The 4,042-nt window shown below is 34.2% G+C and carries 3 protein-coding genes; all 3 read right to left on the reverse strand.

The features are described from left to right. Positions 1–922 (reverse strand): tetratricopeptide repeat protein (locus tag AC3DU7_RS27340; RefSeq protein ID WP_488042413.1); only part of this gene is annotated, 922 nt, incomplete at its 3' end. A 717-nt stretch (positions 923–1,639) separates the two neighbouring features. Beyond that, a complete protein-coding gene (locus AC3DU7_RS27345) occupies positions 1,640–2,293 on the reverse strand; it encodes a cytochrome b N-terminal domain-containing protein (RefSeq protein ID WP_488042414.1) in 654 nt (217 codons plus the stop codon). A 625-nt stretch (positions 2,294–2,918) separates the two neighbouring features. Then, entirely contained in the window at positions 2,919–3,875 is a 957-nt protein-coding gene (locus AC3DU7_RS27350) for a bestrophin family protein (protein ID WP_488042415.1), read from the reverse strand. Between the last annotated feature and the right edge of the window lie 167 nt (positions 3,876–4,042).

The following is a 4,042-nucleotide window of genomic DNA, read 5'->3' on the forward strand; positions in this document are numbered from 1 at the left end:
CAGTCCGTGGTATTTCTGCGGTAGTCTCTTCTACAGAAACATCTGGAGACTTTTCCTGTTCTATTTCAGTCCGTGGTATTTCTACTATAGTTTCCTTCACAGATACATCTGAAGATTTTTCTTTTTCTATCGCAGTCCGTGGTATTTCTGCGGTAGTCTCTTGTACAGATACATCTGGAGATTTCTTAGTCTCCACATCATTTTTTGGTTTTTTTGGTGAAGTCTTGTTTACCGATCTACCTCTCTGCAAATAACGATGTAATACGTTTTTTATAGGTGATTTAGTTGAATTAGGAGATTTCTTAGCCTCCACATCATTTTTTGGTTTCTGTGGTGATGTCTCCTCTACTACCACTGGTGGAGAAATCTCCTCTCCAATCTGAGTTTGTGGTGCTTCTGCTGTTGTTTCTTCTACTGTTGTTTCTTCTACTACTGCTGCATTCTGACTCTCTATTAAAGAAAGTAGATCCTCTCGCTTTTCATTAGCTTCATGATAATCAGGATTGATTTTTAGTGCTTCTGTGTATGAGGAAATAGCTTTTTCATAATCTGCCATTGCCTCATATACAAAACCTCTATTATAATGACTGTCAGCATCATTAGGATTAAGTCGGAGTACTTCATCTAAGTCAGCGACTGCTTCTTGATGAAACCCCATTTGAGAAAGGGCTAAACCACGATTATTATAGTAATCACTATTACTGGGATTAATTCTAATCGCTTCGGTATAGTCAAAAATTGCACCTTGATAATCTTCTATTTGATGTTTAGCAATACCTCTATGGTAGTAAACCTCTGCATTATTTGATTCAATTTCTATCACTGTCGTGTAATCAGCGATCGCCCCATAATAATCTGCCCATTGGTAACGAGCAAGTGCCTGCTCATAAATAACTGCGATATCAATCTTATTCTTTTCCATCTTGTTTACTAATTTTTTTCAATCAATTTTTTATCCTTTACCATATAGTAAATCATCTATGTTCAATATTTTTTATCAATGTCAAAAAAATTTATATATTGGCCAAACTTTTTCCCATCTTTTATAATACTTATACTATTAATCATAGTATGATAATATTTTACTTTGAATAAATCAAAATAATGCTTAGTAGTAAATTATTTAAAAATAACATCAGAAAAACAATTATATTAAGCTCTCTTTCTCTATCAAAAATTTTCATCTATGACCTCTCAAAGTAGGACTAATTATACAGCAAATAAAAGTTTATTTAGGAAAGAAATTGATATTAATGAATCTTAAAACTAAGAAAAATTTTTCTCACTATTACTTATTTACTGTTATCTCAAAGTAGCCAGGAATTTATATTCCCAAATAAAAATCTCTCCAAAAGTAAATCTGAAGAGATGAATATCAATCATTGAATTATATCATGTCCAAATAATAGGGAGATGAAAAAAATCACCTTCTTACTTCAACAACAAACCTCTTCCTACTCCCTACTCAATTATTTATAATTCAACTGGACATGATATTACTTTTTTTTCAGGGAATAGTTTTGTGCTAATTTTATCTATGATGCTGAAGCATTAAAACCTTGTCCTGTTTCCTCCTGTTCATTATTATAGCGCTACGCGCTAGGGAACAGGGAACACCGGAGCTGGGAACAGCCGACTTTCAAAGGCTTTCAGGATTTAGAAATGTCCTAACCTTAATGCGTAGTGCTATATCTAATTGACTTTTGTTATCTTGAACTGACTGCCAAATCAAACCACCTAAATGAGTAAATGCTAAAGCGATCGCTGGTATAGGTAAAAAATAACTATGTAAGCTGTACTGACGCAATACAGTCATTGTACTAATACCATTACCACCCGTTAAAATATATCGTAGTAAAGAACCAATTAAAGGAATAGTTTCCACAGTAGATAATTCTATAGAAAATCTCCAAAAACCTTCTTGAGACCAGTCAAGAATCATCGCTGTCCAACCCAAACCAATTGCGACTAAAACAAGGAAAATTCCACTAATCCAAGCAATCAACCAACTAGAGCGAAACTGCCGACTTAAAAACATAATTACTATTTGAATTAAGCCGAGTATAATGATACTGTTACCAGCATAATTGTGTAAATCTCGAATTATCCATCCGAAAGGAACTTCACTGGTAATCATTTCTAGAGATTTGTAAGCGCCACCTGCCGTGGGTTGATAATTAAACGCTAGCAATGCTCCAGACAAAGCAGATATGAGAGTTAATGTGACAATTGATACAGCTACAATTGTAGCTAATCTCCGTAAGCTCAAGGTCAAATTAATATTGTTAATCATTTGATTTTATGGGTGAAAGTCATTTCAGTTATCAGTTATCAGTTATCAGTACCTCCTGTAATAGGGAGGCAAGAAAATACTGAAGTTTATCTTCTCTTGGTCTCATGGATATGGCTCCGAAACCTCGCCATCCCACCCTACGGGAAGCTCCGCTAACGACCGCTTTTCGTCCAAAGTGACAGATAGGGTTTGCGCAGCAGTCCGGAACGGAAAGCAATCTCAAATCCTAGTTTTTCGTACCTTATGCGTAAATTCTGAAAATTAAGCAGATATAGCATTAAAGCCATGTCTGCAAAACAGAAATAGATAAAATTCTTTGCTACTCTGGATTTAGAGCGCTATTAACTCTATCTATAACTTTATTTTATAAATCTTAACATAACTTCTTATTTTGTTGCAATGTAGGTAAGATTATGCAACATAATCAATAGCGATCGCCACTACCACAAAATACAAATTAAATATGTAACTTTTTTTACACAAAACCGGAATAAAAAAAAAAGCATTTCCTGACGGAATGCTCTGCAAACGGCTTAGATTTATTTATACTAAAACCGAGAGAAATGCAATTTAAAAGAGGATTTCAACCCAAGCCGATCGCTGAAAGCTCTTAGTCCATAGCTAGTTAAAAATGATGAGATTCTAAATTAACTGGAGTACGCTTCCAATGTCTAACACTAGGCGCTAAAGTAATTAAATCTTCAATATTGCGGTGCATTGCAATACAAATAGCATCTAAAGGTAAATCATTAGGATCGTAACCGAAAGGATTTTCTATTTCTAGAGCAATTTCTTCAATTCCAAATACTGTAAAACTAATTAAAGCAACTACTACACCAGTCCAAAAATGAAATTCATTAACTATTTGAAAAGGTAATAACAAACAATAAATTAACAATAATTGCCTCAGATGAATTGAATAAGCTAAAGGAATTGGTGTATTTAAAATACCCTCACAGCCAGTCAGTGCATCAACCATTCTATCCAACAACTTAAACATAGCAGTAAGTTGATAAGGATTAATACAACCACGTTCATATTGATGTTGGAGATAATCACTAATCCAAAAAGCAATATGAATAGGAGGATGATTCATTGTTTTGAGCTTTTCATACCACTGTTTAGGCATATATCCCTCTAATTCTCTATTTACACTCTGACAGCGCAAATATAATTTACCAGCGATAGCAAAGGCTACTAATAACCTGATTATTTCCTCTTTTACCTTTCGATCTTCTGGTTCATTTTCTTCAACAGAAACCCAAATTTGTCGAGCAAAATTACGAACTGTATTAACAATTTTCCCCCACAATTGCCGACCTTGCCAGAATCTTTCATAAGCAGTATTTGTTCTAAAAACTAATAGTAAACCTAAGACTAAACTAGGAACAATACTACTTTTAGTCGGCAAAGTCACAGGAAAATTAAAATACTCAAGTAAGGAAATCAAAAAACCAAAAAATCCGCAGAATGTCACCCGAAAAACAATAGCTGGAATGACCGAATATCGCATTTTTAGAATAACCGTCAACCACTCTCGCTTTTCCCGATAGCGACCATCTATCACCCTGTTTGTAAACATATTAATTGAGACAGATTGAAATAATCTGTGCATTCATAGCCATCTAAATTAATTTTACTCTCGTTTTTCTATCAGATAAAGGATGGCTTCAAAAATGATAATTGTTGGATTAGATCGTGCCTAGTCAATTAGCCTTAGAGAAGTAGTCAGTAGGATTGAGAATAGGG

This window comes from Okeania sp., assembly GCF_983059655.1.